Source organism: Burkholderia sp. AU44665, assembly GCF_030504405.1.
Lineage (GTDB): Bacteria > Pseudomonadota > Gammaproteobacteria > Burkholderiales > Burkholderiaceae > Burkholderia > Burkholderia semiarida.
The window spans coordinates 1-13,724 of the sequence record NZ_JAUJRI010000042.1 but is presented as its reverse complement, the minus strand read 5'-3'; the positions used below and the strand labels follow the sequence as shown (position 1 = coordinate 13,724).

Annotated in this window: 12 protein-coding genes; 6 read left to right on the top strand and 6 right to left on the bottom strand. The window is 67.5% G+C overall.

Annotation, left to right across the window (positions count from 1 at the left end; all coding sequences use genetic code 11):
* The 4 genes from mrdA to QZM15_RS33790 all read right to left on the bottom strand — a co-directional run.
* Positions 1-2,117, bottom strand: a 2,117-nt coding sequence (mrdA, locus tag QZM15_RS33805) for a penicillin-binding protein 2 (protein ID WP_302108022.1), incomplete at its 3' end; no start/stop codon positions are given.
* A 101-nt stretch (positions 2,118-2,218) separates the two neighbouring features.
* Positions 2,219-2,731 (bottom strand): rod shape-determining protein MreD, encoded by a 513-nt coding sequence (gene mreD / locus QZM15_RS33800; protein ID WP_006477476.1) that lies wholly within the window; start codon positions 2,729-2,731, stop codon positions 2,219-2,221.
* Positions 2,728-3,792, bottom strand: coding sequence for a rod shape-determining protein MreC (gene mreC, locus QZM15_RS33795; protein ID WP_059573620.1), 1,065 nt, complete (start codon positions 3,790-3,792; stop codon positions 2,728-2,730). Before mreC ends, mreD begins: the two co-directional genes overlap by 4 nt.
* Before the next feature lie 138 nt (positions 3,793-3,930).
* A complete protein-coding gene (locus tag QZM15_RS33790) occupies positions 3,931-4,974 on the bottom strand; it encodes a rod shape-determining protein (RefSeq protein ID WP_004189550.1) in 1,044 nt (347 codons plus the stop codon).
* Positions 4,975-5,340: 366 nt separating this feature from the next.
* Here QZM15_RS33790 and gatC point away from each other — a divergent pair, with 366 nt between their 5' ends.
* The 5 genes from gatC to QZM15_RS33765 all read left to right on the top strand — a co-directional run bounded on the left by gatC (position 5,341) and on the right by QZM15_RS33765 (position 10,445).
* Positions 5,341-5,640, top strand: coding sequence for an Asp-tRNA(Asn)/Glu-tRNA(Gln) amidotransferase subunit GatC (gene gatC / locus QZM15_RS33785; protein WP_059573621.1), 300 nt, complete (start codon positions 5,341-5,343; stop codon positions 5,638-5,640).
* 69 nt (positions 5,641-5,709) lie between these two features.
* A complete protein-coding gene (gene gatA / locus QZM15_RS33780; protein WP_104011809.1) occupies positions 5,710-7,200 on the top strand; it encodes an Asp-tRNA(Asn)/Glu-tRNA(Gln) amidotransferase subunit GatA in 1,491 nt (496 codons plus the stop codon).
* A gap of 4 nt (positions 7,201-7,204) precedes the next feature.
* Positions 7,205-8,680 carry an Asp-tRNA(Asn)/Glu-tRNA(Gln) amidotransferase subunit GatB gene (gene gatB, locus QZM15_RS33775; protein ID WP_302108021.1) on the top strand — a complete coding sequence of 492 codons (1,476 nt, stop codon included), beginning with the start codon at positions 7,205-7,207 and terminating at the stop codon, positions 8,678-8,680.
* Between the two features lie 117 nt (positions 8,681-8,797).
* Positions 8,798-9,637 (top strand): polyphosphate kinase 2 family protein, encoded by an 840-nt coding sequence (locus QZM15_RS33770; protein ID WP_059646097.1) that lies wholly within the window; start codon positions 8,798-8,800, stop codon positions 9,635-9,637.
* 34 nt (positions 9,638-9,671) lie between these two features.
* On the top strand, positions 9,672-10,445 hold the full coding sequence (locus tag QZM15_RS33765; RefSeq protein ID WP_302108020.1) for an exodeoxyribonuclease III: 774 nt from the start codon (positions 9,672-9,674) through the stop codon (positions 10,443-10,445).
* Positions 10,446-10,551: 106 nt separating this feature from the next.
* Here QZM15_RS33765 and QZM15_RS33760 read toward each other — a convergent pair whose 3' ends face one another.
* Positions 10,552-11,604, bottom strand: coding sequence for an NAD(P)-dependent alcohol dehydrogenase (locus QZM15_RS33760; protein ID WP_059573625.1), 1,053 nt, complete (start codon positions 11,602-11,604; stop codon positions 10,552-10,554).
* Between the two features lie 227 nt (positions 11,605-11,831).
* Here QZM15_RS33760 and QZM15_RS33755 point away from each other — a divergent pair, with 227 nt between their 5' ends.
* Positions 11,832-12,776, top strand: coding sequence for an AraC family transcriptional regulator (locus QZM15_RS33755; RefSeq protein WP_059573626.1), 945 nt, complete (start codon positions 11,832-11,834; stop codon positions 12,774-12,776).
* Between the two features lie 3 nt (positions 12,777-12,779).
* Here the strand turns inward: QZM15_RS33755 and QZM15_RS33750 are convergent.
* Positions 12,780-13,724 (bottom strand): M48 family metallopeptidase (locus QZM15_RS33750; protein WP_302108019.1); only part of this gene is annotated, 945 nt, incomplete at its 5' end.

Sequence of the window (13,724 nt, the reverse complement as noted above, 5' to 3'; positions counted from 1 at the left end):
GCGCTGGCGCCTGCCGCGCCCGAGGCGCCCGAGGCGCCCGAGGCGCCCGAGGCGCCCGACGCCGCGTCGGCCGTGCTGGCTGCCGACGGCACGACGGGCTGCGGCAGCGCGGTGAAGCCGGCCGCGATCGTGGCCGGCTTCGATGTGTCGCCGACCACGGGCGCGCTCACCGGCTCGGTGGCCGACGCCGCGGCGGCCACGGCCGCGGCTTCGTTCTTCGGGTTCTGGCGCTCGACCAGGTAGTAGTCGAGCACGCGACGCGCGACCGGGCCGGCGGCCTGGGCGCCCCAGCCGCCGTTTTCGACGACCAGCGCGACGGCGATCTGCGGGTGGTCGACCGGCGCATACGCGATGAACAGCGCGTGGTCGCGCAGGTGCTCGGCGAGCAGGTGGCCCTTGTAGTTCGAGCCCTGCAGCGAAAACACCTGCGCGGTGCCGGTCTTGCCGGCGGCGAGGTACTGCGCGCCGCGGAACACCTTGTACGCGGTACCGGACGGGTTCTCGATCACGTTCTCCATCCCGCGTTTCACGACGTCGATGTCGGCTGCCTTCAGCGGGATCACGTCGCTTTCCTTCGGCACCGTCAGGTGGCGCGCGCGCGTGATCGGATCCTCGACTTCCTTCACGAGGTGGGGCTTCATCACGACGCCGTTGTTCGCGAGCGTCGCGGTCGCGTGCGCGAGCTGCAGGATCGTGAACGAGTTGTAACCCTGGCCGATCCCGAGGCTGATCGTCTCGCCGTCGAACCACTTCTGCTGCGCGGGCTTCTTGAACGCCTTCTTCTTCCAGTCGGTCGACGGCAGGATCCCGCGCGCCTCGCCCTGGATGTCGATGCCGGTGATCTGGCCGAAGCCGAACGGCTTCATGAAGTTCGCGATCGCGTTCACGCCGAGGTCGCGCGCGAGCATGTAGAAGTAGGTGTCGTTCGACACCATGATCGCCTTGTTCATGTCGACCCAGCCCTGGCCCGAGCGCACGTCGTTGCGGAACGTGTGGCCGCCGAACGTGAAGTAGCCCGGGTCCTGGAAGCCCCAGCCCGGCGTGCGCTTGCCGAGCGTCAGGCCCGCGAGCGCCATGAACGGCTTGTACGTCGAGCCGGGCGGGTAGGTGCCGTGCAGCGGGCGGTTCAGGAGCGGCTTGTCGGGCGAGTTGTTCAGCTCGTCCCAGGTCTGCTGGTCGATGCCGTCGACGAACGAGTTCGGGTCGAAGCTCGGCGACGACACGAACGCGAGCACGTCGCCCGTCTTCGGCTCGATCGCGACGAGCGCGCCGCGCTTGCCGGCGAACGCCTGCTCGGCGACCTGCTGCAGCCCGATGTCGAGCGACAGCACGAGGTTGTTGCCGGGCGTCGCCTGCGTGCGCGACAGCGTGCGCACCGGCCGGCCGCCGGCCGTCACCTCGACTTCCTCGAAGCCCGTGAGCCCGTGCAGCTCGGTTTCGTAGCTCTGCTCGACGCCGATCTTGCCGATGTAGTCGGTGCCCTTGTAGTTGTTCGCGTCGCGACGCGGATCGTAGTGTTCCGGGTCGCTGTCGTTGTCGTCGCTCATCGCGTCGATGCGATCCTGGTCGCGCTTCGAGATCCGGCCGATATAGCCGATCACGTGCGCGGCCGTCATGCCGAGCGGGTACTGGCGGAACAGCCGCGCGCGCACGTCGACGCCGGGGAAGCGGAAACGCTGCGCGGTGAAGCGCGCGACTTCGGCGTCGGTGAGCCGCGTGCGGATCGGCAGGCTCTCGAAGTTCTTCGAGTCTTCCTGCAGCTTCTTGAAGCGGCGGCGGTCGCGTGCGTCGATCGGGACGATCTCCGACAGCTTGTCGATCGTGTTGTCGAGCGTGTCGTCGAGCTTCGACGGCGTGATCTCGAGCGTGTACGCCGAGTAGTTCTTCGCGAGGATCACGCCGTTGCGGTCGGTGATGATCCCGCGGTTCGGCACGATCGGCGCGACCGAGATGCGGTTTTCCTCGGCCTGCAGCGCGTATTTGCCGTGCTGCATCAACTGCAGATAGAAGAAACGGCTCGCGAGCAGCCCGAAGCAGACGAACACGAACACGCCCGCCGCCGCGACGCGCAGGCGGAACCTCGAGAGCTGCTGTTGGGTGTCGTTGAATTCGGTCATTTACTGGCAATCTGGCCCGCGCGCGGGCGAGGGCGAGGTGCCGCCCCGGAGCGCGGCGCGCGGCGGGCGTGGGGGCGGCGGGTATTCAAGGTCGGTCCGGCTCAGATCGGGCGCGTATCGTCCGGGTCGACCGGGCGGCGTTGCGGCATCAGCAGCAGATGGCTCGCGATCGGCCACAGCGCGGCTTCGACGAAACCGTCGACGAGGTAGCGCCAACCGGGGAACGCGGCGCCCATCAGCAGGCGGATCACGAACGGCACGAGCTGCGCGGCGACGAGCAGCGGCGTGACGTACAGCACCTGCACGCCGATCGGCATCCACAGCACGCGGCGGTGGATCGTGATCGCGCCGTACGACAGCAGCGTATAGGCGAGCGCATGCTCGCCGAGCAGCCCCGCGTCGTGCACGTCCATCAGGATGCCGAGCGCGAACGCGACGCCCATCCCGACCTTGCGCGGCTGGTGGATGTTCCAGAACAGCAGCACCAGCGCGACGAAGTCGGGCACGCCGGGCAGGCGGCCCCACGGCATCAGGTTCAGCAGGAACGCGGCGGCGAGGCTGAAGACGATGAAGTACGGATTGACCGGCTGCAGGATGTATTGCGGGCGGTTCATCGCTGGGCTCCAGATTGCCCGGCGGCGGGCTTCGCGGGCGCGGCGGCGGGCTGGGCCGGCGCCGGCGCCGGCTTCGCGCCGGGCTGGGCCGCGGCGGCCGGCTTCGCGTTCGCGTCGGCCTTGTCGGTTTTCTCGGCCTTCTCGCCCTTTGCGGCGGCTTTCGCGCCCTTCTTGCCCTTCGCGTTCTTCTCGGCGGCGGGATCGGGCTCGGCCGGGCGCGGCGGGATGTCGTTCCGGTAATGCAGCACGAGCATCTGGCGCGCGCCGCGCACGGCCGCGACCGGTGCGCAGGTCACGCGCGCGAACGCGGTATCGGCGAGCTTGTCGACGCGCACGACCTTCGCGACCGGCAGCCCGGGCGGATAGACGCCGTCGAGGCCGCTCGTGACGAGCTCGTCGCCGGCGACGAGATCCGCGCTCGTCGGCACGAAGCGCAGGTCGAGCGAATCGCCCTTCGGCGTGCCGTAGATCACGCTGCGCAGGCCGGTGCGCAGCACCTGCACGGGAATCGCGAGATCGCGGTCGGTGACCAGCGTGACTTCGGATTGCAGCGGGAACACGCGCGTGACCTGGCCGACCACGCCGTCCTCGCTGACGACGGGCGAGCCGTCCTGGATGCCTTGCTGCGAGCCTTGGCCGATCACGATCTTCTGCGTGAACGGGTCGCTCGTGTCGTACTGGATCTCGACCGGCGTCGATTGCGTCGCGATGTGCTGGCGCAGCTCGAGCACCGCGCGCAGATGGATGTTCTCCTGCGCAAGCACCGCGGCCTGGTTGGCCTGCGTGGACAGTTGCAGGTTGCGTTTGCGGAGGTCGTCGTTCTCGTGGCGCAGCGACGCGCCGGTGACGGCGATGTCGGCCGCGCCCATGAACAGGTCGCGCGGCACGAGCGCCGCGCGTTGCAGCGGGTAGAGCACGGTGCCGAGCACGCCGCGCACGATTTCGAGCGTGCTGAAGCGCGCGTCCGACACGAGGAGCGCGATGGCGAGGGCGACGAAGAAGATGAGCCGCGCGAGCGCGGGCGGACCTTGCTTGAAGAGGGGCGGCGGACTGTATTCCATGGTCGGCGCCGGGCGCGTGTGATCGGTTAAATAATGCTCAGACGCGCAAACGGCGCGGCGGTTCGTTCTGAACGAGCGATCCGGCCACGCCGCGGGTGCGTCATATCAAACGGGACTGCCTAGGCGATCACTGGGCGATCACTCGTACGAGAAGATGCTGCCCAGCTTGTCCATGCGCTCGAGCGCCATGCCCGAACCGCGCACGACGCAGGTCAGCGGATCTTCCGCGACGAGCACCGGCAGGCCGGTTTCTTCCGCGAGCAGGCGATCGAGGTCGCGCAGCAGCGCGCCGCCGCCCGTCAGCATCATCCCGCGTTCGGCGATGTCGGCGCCGAGTTCCGGCGGCGTCTGTTCGAGCGCGATCTTCACCGACGACACGATCTGGTTCAGCGGATCGGTCAGCGCTTCGAGGATTTCGTTGCTGGAGATCGTGAAGCTGCGCGGGATGCCTTCCGACAGGTTGCGGCCCTTCACTTCCATTTCCTTGACTTCGGAGCCCGGGAACGCGGAGCCGATTTCCTTCTTGATCGCCTCGGCGGTCTGCTCGCCGATCAGCATCCCGTAGTTGCGGCGGATGTAGTTGACGATCGCCTCGTCGAACTTGTCGCCGCCGACGCGCACCGAGCCCTTGTAGACGATGCCGCCGAGCGAGATCACGCCGACTTCGGTCGTGCCGCCGCCGATGTCGACGACCATCGAGCCGGTGGCTTCCGATACCGGCAGGCCCGCGCCGATCGCGGCCGCCATCGGCTCCTCGATCAGGTAGACCTGCGATGCGCCGGCGCCGTGCGCGGCTTCCTTGATCGCGCGGCGCTCGACCTGGGTCGAGCCGCACGGCACGCAGATGATGATGCGCGGCGACGGCGAGAACATGCGCGACTCGTGCGCCGTCTTGATGAACTGCTTGATCATCTGCTCGGTGACGGTGAAGTCGGCGATCACGCCGTCCTTCATCGGGCGGATCGCCTCGATGTTGCCCGGCACCTTGCCGAGCATCTGCTTGGCTTCCTTGCCGACCGCCTGGATCGTCTTCTTGCCGTTGGGGCCGCCTTCCTGGCGGATCGACACGACGGACGGCTCATCGAGCACGATGCCCTTGCCGCGCATGTAGATCAGGGTGTTTGCGGTGCCGAGGTCGATCGCGAGATCGTTGGAGAAGTAGCTGCGCAAAAAACCGAACATTCAGAATCCTGTTTCGCTCTGGGCCGGCCCTGCATAGCGAGCGCTGAGGGCGGCAGCGGAAAAAATAACAGCCTCGGGAAGCGTGGCGGAAGCGGCCGCCGCGGCGCACGAAGCTGCGAGTGATGTCTACCGGGGATCGCACGAAGCACGCACGGCTTGCCGAAACAGGGCGAAACGGTGCGGGAAAAGGCTGCCGGGTTTGGGTCGAACGCGTAATGATACCTTATAATTTCACGGTATTTGAATCGAAACGGGCGGTATTTTTGCCGCTTCGGCCCCGATTTTTGAGGGTGGGATCGCACCCTCCAACCCCCCGCCGCAGTGCTGCTTCGATGCACTGCGCAGCCTTGTTTTTCCGGTGATCGCATGGCCCTGACCCTGACCGATGTGAAACGCATCGCGCACCTGGCGCGACTCGAAATGGCCGACGCCGACGCCGAGCACATGCTCGGCCAGCTCAACGAATTCTTCGGCCTCGTCGAGCAGATGCAGGCGGTCGACACCGCCGGCATCGCGCCGCTCGCCCACCCGATCGAACAGATCCAGGCAGTCGCGCAGCGCCTGCGCGACGACGCCGTGACGGAGCTCGTCAATCGCGACGACAACCAGCGTCCGGCGCCGGCCGTCCAGGACGGCCTCTATCTCGTGCCGAAGGTGATCGAGTAAGCATTCGATGACAAGCGCGCCGGCCGTCCAGCGCCGCGCGCCACCCAGAATTCCCAGGAAAACCACTCAATGCACGCAAAAAGCCTGACCGAACTGCGCGCCGCGCTCGCCGCCAAGGAATGCTCGGCCGTCGAGCTCGCGCAGCACTATCTGAAACGGATCGACGCCGCGCGCGACCTGAACGCGTTCGTCCACGTCGACGCCGACCTCACCCTCGCGCAGGCGAAAGCCGCCGACGCGGAGCTCGCCCGCGGCGCGGGCGGCGCGCTCACCGGCCTGCCGATCGCGCACAAGGACGTGTTCGTCACGCGCGGCTGGCGCTCGACCGCCGGCTCGAAGATGCTCGCGAACTACGAGAGCCCGTTCGACGCGACCGTGGTCGCCCGCCTGCAGGCGGCCGGCATGGTCACGCTCGGCAAGACCAACATGGACGAGTTCGCGATGGGCTCGTCGAACGAGAACTCGGCGTTCGGCGCGGTGAAGAACCCGTGGGACACGGACGCGGTGCCGGGCGGCAGCTCGGGCGGCAGCTCGGCCGCCGTCGCCGCGCGCCTCGCGCCGGCCGCGACCGGCACCGACACCGGCGGCTCGATCCGCCAGCCCGCGTCGTTCGCGGGCGTGACGGGCATCAAGCCGACCTACGGCCGCGTGTCGCGCTACGGGATGATCGCGTTCGCGTCGTCGCTCGACCAGGGCGGCCCGATGGCGCAGAGCGCGTCCGACTGCGCGCTGCTGCTGAACGCGATGGCCGGCTTCGACGAGCGCGACTCGACGAGCCTCGAGCGCGACGACGAAGATTTCACGCGTCACCTCGGCCAGCCGTGGGCGGCCGGCAACGACGCGGGCAAGCCGCTCGCCGGCCTGCGCATCGGCCTGCCGAACGAGTATTTCGGCGCCGGCCTCGCCGACGACGTGCGCGCGACGATCGATGCGGCGCTCAAGCAGTATGAAGCGCTCGGCGCGACGCTCGTGCCGGTGTCGCTGCCGAAGACGGAACTGTCGATCCCCGTGTACTACGTGATCGCGCCGGCCGAGGCGTCGTCGAACCTGTCGCGTTTCGACGGCGTGCGCTTCGGCCACCGCGCCGCGCAGTACGGCGACCTGCTCGACATGTACAAGAAGTCGCGCGCCGAAGGCTTCGGGCCGGAAGTGAAGCGCCGGATTCTCGTCGGCACCTACGTGCTGTCGCACGGCTACTACGACGCGTACTACCTGCAGGCGCAGAAGATCCGCCGCATCATCGCGAACGATTTCCAGGAAGCGTTCAAGTCCTGCGACGTGATCATGGGCCCGGCGTCGCCGACGGTCGCATGGGATCTCGGCGCGAAGGGCGACGATCCGGTGCAGATGTATCTCGCGGATATCTACACGCTGTCGGTGAGCCTCGCGGGCCTGCCCGGCATGAGCGTGCCGTGCGGTTTCGGCGCGGGCGCGAACGCGAAGCGCCCGGTCGGCCTGCAGATCATCGGCAACTATTTCAACGAAGCCCGGATGCTGCAGGTTGCCGACGCGTTCCAGCGCGCGACCGACTGGCACAAGCAAGTTCCGGCGGGGGTGTAAGCATATGGCTACTCAGTGGGAAGTCGTCATCGGTCTCGAGACGCACGCGCAACTGTCGACCGTCTCGAAGATTTTCTCGGGCGCATCCACGCAGTTCGGCGCCGAGCCGAACACGCAGGCGTGCCCGGTCGACCTGGCGCTGCCGGGCGTGCTGCCGGTGCTGAACCGCGGCGCGGTCGAGCGCGCGATCCGCTTCGGCCTCGCGATCGGCTCGACCATCGCGCCGCGCAGCATCTTCGCGCGCAAGAATTATTTCTACCCCGATCTGCCGAAGGGCTATCAGATCAGTCAGTACGAGATTCCGGTCGTGCAGGGCGGCCGGATCACGATCCAGGTGCCCGCCAACGAAAAGGCCGGCAAGCCCGCGTACGAGAAGACGGTCAACCTGACCCGCGCGCACCTCGAGGAAGACGCGGGCAAGTCGCTGCATGAAGACTTCGCCGGGATGACCGGGATCGACCTGAACCGCGCGGGCACGCCGCTGCTCGAGATCGTCACCGAGCCGGAAATGCGCAGCGCCGCCGAGGCCGTCGCGTACGCGAAGGCGCTGCACGCGCTCGTCGTGTGGCTCGGCATCTGCGACGGCAACATGCAGGAAGGCTCGTTCCGCTGCGACGCGAACGTGTCGGTGCGCCCGGTCGGCCAGGAGAAGTTCGGCACGCGCGCGGAAATCAAGAACCTGAACTCGTTCCGCTTCCTCGAGGAAGCGATCAATTACGAAGTGCGTCGCCAGATCGAGCTGATCGAGGACGGCGGCGAAGTCGTGCAGGAAACGCGCCTGTACGATCCGGACAAGCGCGAGACGCGTTCGATGCGCAGCAAGGAAGACGCGCACGATTACCGCTACTTCCCCGATCCCGACCTGATGCCGCTCGTGATCGGCCAGGACTGGATCGAGCGCGTGCAGTCCGGCATGCCCGAGCTGCCGGCCGCGATGCAGCAGCGCTTCGTCGACGAATACGGCGTGTCCGCGTACGACGCGGGCGTGCTGACGTCGAGCAAGGCGATGGCCGCGTACTTCGAGGCGGTGGTCGCGAAGGCCGGCGCGGCGAACGCGAAGATCGCCGCGAACTGGCTGATGGGCGACGTGTCGTCGCAGCTGAACCGCGACGGCATCGAGATCGACGCGATTCCGGTGTCGGCCGCGCAGCTCGCGCTGTTGCTGCAGCGCATCGCCGACGGCACGATCTCGAACAAGATCGCGAAGGAAATCTTCGCGACGATCTGGGACGAGAAGGCGACCGACGAAGGCGCGGTCGATCGCATCATCGACGCGAAGGGGCTGAAACAGATCTCCGACACCGGCGCGCTGGAAGCGATCATCGACGAAGTGCTCGCGGCGAACGCGAAGTCGGTCGAGGAATTCCGCGCGGGCAAGGAAAAGGCGTTCAACGCGCTGATCGGCCAGGCGATGAAGGCGACGAAGGGCAAGGCCAATCCGCAGCAGGTCAACGAACTGCTGAAGAAGAAGCTCGGCTGAGCATGCGCGCGCGCCTGACCCGCGCTTGACGACGGGCCGCACCGAACGCGTTCGGGCGGCCCGTCGCATTTGGTGGATGCGTTATCGTATGCATCGCACCGCCCAACGGAGGAACGAATGGCGAAACAACCGTCGCTCGACGATTTCCGCGTGCCGTACAGCACGCGCGAGAAGGAAGCCGCCGCATTCAAGCTCGACGCGTTCGACCCGGCCGCGAAGCCGTTTTCGTCCGGCTCGAAGGAGGCCGACCGCGAACGGCTGTCGGCCGTGTCGACCGAGCTCGACGTGCAGCAGGAGCGCCTGCACACGCAGCAGAAGAAGCGCGTGCTGCTCGTGCTGCAGGGCATGGATACGAGCGGCAAGGACGGCACCGTGCGCGCGGTGTTTCGCGACGTCGATCCGCTTGGCCTGCGCATCGTGCCGTTCAAGGCGCCGACGCCGATCGAGGCCGCGCACGACTTCCTGTGGCGCGTGCATGCGCAGGTGCCGGCCGCGGGCGAGCTCACGATCTTCAACCGCAGCCACTACGAGGACGTCCTCGTGCCGCGCGTGCTCGGCGCGATCGGCGACAAGGAGTGCGAGCGCCGCTACCGGCAGATCCGCGATTTCGAGACGATGCTGTTCGAGAACGGCACGACCATCGTCAAGTGCTTCCTGCACATCTCGAAGGACGAGCAGCGCGAGCGGCTGCAGGCGCGCATCGACGATCCGACCAAGCACTGGAAATTCGACATCGCCGATCTCGACGCGCGCAAGCACTGGGACGCCTACCAGTCCGCGTACCGTGACGCGCTCGCCGCGACGTCGGCCGAGCATGCGCCGTGGTACGTGATCCCGGCGAACTCGAAGACGCACCGCAACGTGATGATCGCCGAGTTGCTGCTGCGCACGATGACCGACATGAAGCTGGAATTCCCGCCGCCGAAGCCCGAGCTCGAAGGCGTGAAGATCCGTTAACCCTGTAAAAACATCGAACTGAACGGAACCCGACATGATGCGAGTGATTACCGCCAACCTGAACGGCATCCGCTCCGCCGCGAAGAAGGGCTTCTTCGACTGGCTCGGCGAACAGAACGCCGATTGCGTATGCGTGCAGGAAATCAAGGTATCGGCCGACGACCTGCCGGCCGAATTCGTCGAGCCGCACGGCTTCAAGAGCTATTTCCACCACGCGGAGAAGAAGGGCTACAGCGGCGCCGGCGTGTACAGCCGCCGCGAGCCCGACGACGTGATCATCGGCTTCGGCAGCAGCGAATTCGATCCGGAAGGGCGCTACGTCGAGGCGCGCTACGGCAAGCTGTCGGTCGTGTCGGTGTACGTGCCGTCCGGCTCGAGCGGCGAGGAGCGCCAGCAGGCGAAGTACCGCTTCATGGCCGAATTCATGCCGCACCTCGCCGCGCTGAAGAAGAAGCGCGAGGTGATCCTGTGCGGCGACGTGAACATCGTCCACAAGGAAATCGACATCAAGAACTGGAAGAGCAACCAGAAGAACTCGGGCTGCCTGCCGGAAGAGCGCGCGTGGCTCACGAAGCTGTTCGACGACGTCGGCTACGTCGACGTGTTCCGCACGCTCGACCCGCGTCCCGAGCAGTACACGTGGTGGAGCAACCGCGGCCAGGCGTACGCGAAGAACGTCGGGTGGCGGATCGATTACCAGATCGCGACGCCGGGCGTGGCCGGCACCGCGAAACGCACGTCGATCTTCAAGGACATCAAGTTCAGCGACCATGCGCCGCTGACGATCGACTACGACTACGCGAAGTGATGGCCGGCGCCGCGCCTGGCGCGCAGCCGCCGAGCCATTCGTCCGGTCGCCGGATGCAAGACGGGCCGCCTGTCCGACAGGCGGCCCGTTTCGTTTGCCGCGGCGCTTACTGCTTGAGCGACGCCATGTCGATCACGAACCGGTATTTCACGTCGCTCTTGAGCATCCGCTCGTAAGCGGCGTTGATCTGCTGCATCGGAATCGTCTCGATGTCGGACGTGATCCCGTGCTCCGCGCAGAAATCGAGCATTTCCTGCGTTTCCGCGATCCCGCCGATCAGCGAACCCGCGAGGCGGCGGCGCTTGAAGATCAGGTTGAACACCTGCGGCGACGGATGGTCGTGCTCCGGCGCGCCGACGAGCGTCATCGTGCCGTCGCGCTTCAGCAGGTTCAGGAACGGATTCAGGTCGTGCTGCGCGGCGACCGTGTTCAGGATGAAGTCGAAGCTGTTCAGGTGCGCGTTCATCTGCGCTTCGTCCTTCGAGATCACCACTTCGTGCGCGCCGAGCCGCTTGCCGTCGTCGATCTTCGACGGCGACGTCGTGAACAGCACGACGTGCGCGCCCATCGCGCGCGCCAGCTTCACGCCCATGTGGCCGAGGCCGCCGAGGCCGACGATGCCGACCTTCTTGCCGGGGCCGACGTTCCACTGCCGCAGCGGCGAGTAGGTCGTGATCCCCGCGCACAAGAGCGGCGCGGCGCCGGCCGGGTCGAGCGTGTCCGGCACGCGCAGCACGAACGCCTCGTCGACGACGAGCTGCGTCGAATAGCCGCCGTACGTGATGTCGCCCGTCACGCGGTCCTGACCGTTGTAGGTGCCGACGAAGCCGTTCTCGCAATACTGCTCGAGGCCTTCTTCGCAGCTTGCGCAGGTGCGGCACGAATCGACGAGGCAGCCGACGCCGACCAGCTCGCCGACCTTGAAGCGCGACACCTGCGGGCCGGTCGCGGTCACGCGTCCGACGATTTCATGGCCCGGTACGACCGGGTAGATCGTGTTGCGCCATTCGTTGCGCGCCTGGTGAAGATCCGAGTGGCAGACGCCGCAGTAGAGGACGTCGATCTGGACGTCGAGGTCGCGCAGCGCGCGACGCTGGAATTCGAACGGGGCGAGCGGCGATTGCGAATCGGTCGCCGCGTAGGCATAGGTCGTGCTCATGCAATGGGCTCCTTGTCCGGAAAACATCCGGCGAAACAGACTGCCGCCGCACCCTGTGGCGATGCGGCGAGACAGGCCCTCATCGTAAGGAGCGCGGCGCCGCGGCGAAATACACGAAGGTCTGGAAGATTTGCCTATTCCTCTCGAATTTGCCGCGAACGGCCGTCAAAATACGTTCCAGGTGCTACATTGCGAGCCAGATTCTCTTGCCGGACAGGACCACGCCGATGAGCTTCCAGCCCCTTTTGGCCGACGCGGGCGAACGCCTGCAGCGCCGCATGATCGAGCTGCACACGCGCCTCGCGCCGAACGAGGGCGACACGCTCGCGGCGCTCGACGGCGTGCGCTTCATCCGTGTGACGCATCCCGTGCCGCGCATGCCGGTGCTGTACGAGCCGAGCATCATCGTCGTGTGCCAGGGGCGCAAGCTCGGCTATCTCGGCGACCGTTCGTTCGTGTACGACGCGCAGCAATACCTGGTGCTGTCGGTGCCGCTGCCGTTCGAATGCGAGACGTTCGCGAGCACGGACGAGCCGTTTCTCGCGATCTCGATCCGTGTCGATCTCGCGGTGATCGCCGAGCTCGCGATCCTGCTCGACGAGACGCTCGGCGCGGCGGTCAGTGAGCCGCTCGGCGTGTACTCGACGCCGCTCGATGCGCCGCTGGCCGATGCCGTCGTGCGGCTGCTCGAAGCGCTCGCGTCGCCGCACGACACGCGCGTGCTCGGGCCGGCGATCATGCGCGAGATCGCGTATCGCGTGCTGACGGGCGAGCAGGGCGACGCGATGCGCGCGGCGCTCGTGCAGCAGCACCATTTCGGCCGCATCGCGAAGGCGCTGCGGCGCATTCACGCGGAGCTGAAGGCCGATCTCGACGTCGAGACGCTCGCACGCGAAGCCGGGATGAGCCTCGCGGTATTCCACGCGCAGTTCAAGCACGTGACGGCGACGTCGCCGATGCAGTACGTGAAGACCGCGCGGCTGCACCAGGCGCGGCTGATGATGGTGCGCGACGGGCTCGGCGCCGGCGCGGCGGCCGCGCGGGTCGGCTACGCGAGCGCATCGCAGTTCAGCCGGGAGTTCAAGCGGCTGTTCGGCCGCAGCCCCGGCGACGAGGTGCGCTGGATGCGTGACAGCGGCGTGCGCCCGGCGATGGCCGACGCGCACGCGTAGCGCTCAGCGCCGCACGACCTTGCGCCGCTGCGCGCTGATGCCCGCGTAGTCGGGCAGCGATTCGACGCGCTTGCCCGTTGCTTTCGCGTACAGCGGCATCAGGTCCGGCAGCCGGTTCAGCAGATCCTGGCGGCGCGCGGCGCCGTACGGATGCGTGTAGATGAAACCCGTCGCCTTGTTCGCGCGCGTCGCGGCCGCGAGCTTGTCCCACAGCGTGATCGCCGCGCGCGGATCGAAGCCCGCGCGGGCGGCGATGTCGCCGCCGATCACGTCGGCTTCGGTCTCGTCGGTCGGATCGTAGTGGAGCGACTGCAGGCGCTCGCCGAGGTTCAGCGCCTGCGGCAGCGGATCGCCGACGCCGAACAGCGGCGGCAGCGCGGCCGCGCGCAGCGACGTCTGCGAGGTCGCACCGAAGTTGCTGCGCGCGTGTTCGCGCAGCGCATGCGCGATGCCGTGCGCGAGCAGCACGCCGAGCTCGTCGTCGTTCAGGCGCACACGCTCGAGCATGCCGCCGTACACGAGCACCTTGCCGCCCGGCAGGCAGGTCAGGCGAATGTCGCGCGAACGGATCGCATTGACGTCCCATGCCCAGCTTTTCACGCGGTCGTTCCACTTCACCGAATACGGCGCGAGCTTCGCGACGATCGCACGCAGGCGCTTCACGCGCGGCTGGTTCGCGGGCAGCAGGCGGTTGCTGTCGGCGGCCGTCTGCACGATCTGCGCGTATTCGTTCGCGGTGAGCTGTTCGAGCAGCGGCGACGGAATCAGCGTGCGGAACGCGATCGCGTTGCCGTAGCGGACCTGCTGCGGCGTCGGCGTATAGGCCTTCGCCGGCACCGCGGCGCCGGTCGGCTGCGCGCCTTCGGCGGCGGACGGCGGGGCGGGCGCGGCAGACGTGGCAGCGGCGGGCGGCGTGGCTTGCGCCGCGGCCGGCGCGGAGCCCGCGGC

Excerpts from the sequence above, each read along its gene's own strand:
- mreD (WP_006477476.1), bottom strand. The coding sequence starts at position 2,731 with ATGAACCGCCCGCAATACATCCTGCAGCCGGTCAATCCGTACTTCATC.
- mreC (WP_059573620.1), bottom strand. The coding sequence starts at position 3,792 with ATGGAATACAGTCCGCCGCCCCTCTTCAAGCAAGGTCCGCCCGCGCTC.
- QZM15_RS33790 (WP_004189550.1), bottom strand. The coding sequence starts at position 4,974 with ATGTTCGGTTTTTTGCGCAGCTACTTCTCCAACGATCTCGCGATCGAC.
- gatC (WP_059573621.1), top strand. The coding sequence starts at position 5,341 with ATGGCCCTGACCCTGACCGATGTGAAACGCATCGCGCACCTGGCGCGA.
- gatA (WP_104011809.1), top strand. The coding sequence starts at position 5,710 with ATGCACGCAAAAAGCCTGACCGAACTGCGCGCCGCGCTCGCCGCCAAG.
- gatB (WP_302108021.1), top strand. The coding sequence starts at position 7,205 with ATGGCTACTCAGTGGGAAGTCGTCATCGGTCTCGAGACGCACGCGCAA.
- QZM15_RS33770 (WP_059646097.1), top strand. The coding sequence starts at position 8,798 with ATGGCGAAACAACCGTCGCTCGACGATTTCCGCGTGCCGTACAGCACG.
- QZM15_RS33765 (WP_302108020.1), top strand. The coding sequence starts at position 9,672 with ATGATGCGAGTGATTACCGCCAACCTGAACGGCATCCGCTCCGCCGCG.
- QZM15_RS33760 (WP_059573625.1), bottom strand. The coding sequence starts at position 11,604 with ATGAGCACGACCTATGCCTACGCGGCGACCGATTCGCAATCGCCGCTC.
- QZM15_RS33755 (WP_059573626.1), top strand. The coding sequence starts at position 11,832 with ATGAGCTTCCAGCCCCTTTTGGCCGACGCGGGCGAACGCCTGCAGCGC.